Source organism: Campylobacter sp. RM12640 (assembly GCF_020137595.1).
Lineage (GTDB): Bacteria > Campylobacterota > Campylobacteria > Campylobacterales > Campylobacteraceae > Campylobacter_E.
Map to the genome: position 1 here is coordinate 1 of NZ_JACGAU010000048.1, position 1,968 is coordinate 1,968.

Sequence of the window (1,968 nt, forward strand, 5' to 3'; positions counted from 1 at the left end):
GTTTGAGTAATAAAATTTATTTCACGATAATAAATTTACAAAAATATAATATCTCTATTTTACAATAATGAAGATATTATAAAATTATTTTTTTATTATAATGATTGGGGAAGAAATGGAAAAGGAACTATTGGATAATGACTTTATAGTTAGCAAAACAGATATTAAAGGCAATATTACTTATGCTAATGAATCTTTTTTAAAAATTATAGGTTCAACAGAAAATGAAGTTTTAAATAAGCCACATAATGTTGTAAGACATAAAGATATGCCTAAAGCAGTTTTTAGATACTTGTGGCAACAATTAAAAGGAAGAAAAGAAGTTTATGCTTTCGTAAAAAATAGAACATTTGATGGTGGATATTATTGGGTATTTGCCAATATTAGCATATCTTATGATTTATCTGGTAATACGATAGGATATTATTCAGTTAGAAGAAAAATAGGTAAAAAAGCTAAAGAAGTTATTATTGCTTTATATGCTAAAATGCTTGAAGTTGAGAAAGCTCAAGGAGTTGATGCTTCTTGGAAAATTATAGAAGATATTTTGAAAAAAGAAAATAAAGGTTATAACGAATTTATGATAGGTATTCAGGGGCTAAAATGAGTATATTTAATAAAAATAATGATGAAGCATTCAATAAAATTATAGAAGTTTTAGAGCAAACTTCAAATGGATATTTAGAATCAAGAGTTACTGGTATAAAGGGCGAAAAATACACAATATTAGCAAATCATTTAAATAATTTGTTAGACCAAATAGAAGTGTGGCAAAGAGAAGTTGCTAGCTCTATTGAGGTTGCTTTTTCTGGTGCAACTTATAGAAATATTAATAGTGTAGGTTTAAAAGGTAGATTTAAAAGCACTGCTGATAATTTAGTAAGTGCGATTTTAGGAATTGCAAAAAGTATAGAAACTCAACGCTTAAATGAACTTAGTATTAAGGTTCAACAAAACAACAATGATTCAGGTATAATTGATATTTTAACAAATGGCTTAAGCACAAATCAAACTAATTTAAATAGCATTTTAAATTCTTCAAAGCAAATTGCAGATGATTCGCATACTACTCAAACTATGGTAAAAGAATTATCAAAAAGCTCAAATGAATTACAAAATTACATAGGTTTATTTACTGATTTAATCAATGGTCTAAATGAAAAAACAAATGAAATATCAAAAATTATTGAAATGGTAAAAGACATTACAGACCAAACTCAATTATTATCATTAAATGCTGCAATTGAAGCAGCAAGAGCAGGTGAGCATGGTCGTGGATTTGCGGTAGTTGCTGATGAAGTAAGAAAATTAGCAAATAATACAGAAGAAGCTACCAATACTATTAATTTGAATATAAATTCTTTAAAAGAAAGTGTTAAAAAGTGTTTAGAGTATTCAAATCAAGTTTCAGAAATTAGCAATAAAAATCAAGAAAAAACAAATCAGTTTTTTGATACTTTAAGTTCTTATGAAAAATTATCTGAAAATAACTTTAATAACGCTCAAAATAGTGGTAGATTGCAAAATAATTTATTTATACAAATACATTTATTACTTTATAAAGATGATGCGATTAGGTGTTTGCTTAATAAGAATTTAAAACAAAATAAATCATTAGAAGAAAACATTGCAAAATCAATTAAAAAAGAGCAAGAAGGTATATTTAAAGATATTTTAGCTTTATACGAAGAGCTTTATAATTGTGAAGAATTAGACGAGCAAGTAAGACTTGTGAAAAGATTTGATGATTTAATCTTTAATATGTGTAAAAATTGCTAGTTTAAATAAGGAATTTAAAATAAATTTTTAAATTCCTTAAACCTTTAAATATATTCAATTTCGTTTTTAAAATAAATTATACTAAGAGTGATTTTGTATAAATCTAAAATCATTTCATTTCTTTTGACATTCTATAAATGAATGAAAATACTTCGGCAACAACCTTTTTATATATTTAAAAGCCTATTG

Annotated in this window: 1 protein-coding gene and 1 pseudogene; both read left to right on the plus strand. The window is 25.1% G+C overall.

Features of this window, described 5'->3' with window-relative positions; translation table 11 throughout:
• The first annotated feature begins 115 nt into the window (after positions 1–115).
• Positions 116–607: a PAS domain-containing protein gene (locus AVBRAN12640_RS09775; RefSeq protein WP_214118998.1), complete on the plus strand. Its 492-nt coding sequence runs from the start codon at positions 116–118 to the stop codon at positions 605–607.
• Between the two features lie 587 nt (positions 608–1,194).
• Positions 1,195–1,779, plus strand: a pseudogene (locus AVBRAN12640_RS10070) (methyl-accepting chemotaxis protein); the annotation flags it as partial.
• Positions 1,780–1,968 lie beyond the last annotated feature (189 nt).

What these genes read in the sequence shown, in the direction of transcription:
- AVBRAN12640_RS09775 (WP_214118998.1), top strand. Translation starts at nt 116, where the DNA reads ATGGAAAAGGAACTATTGGATAATGACTTTATAGTTAGCAAAACAGAT.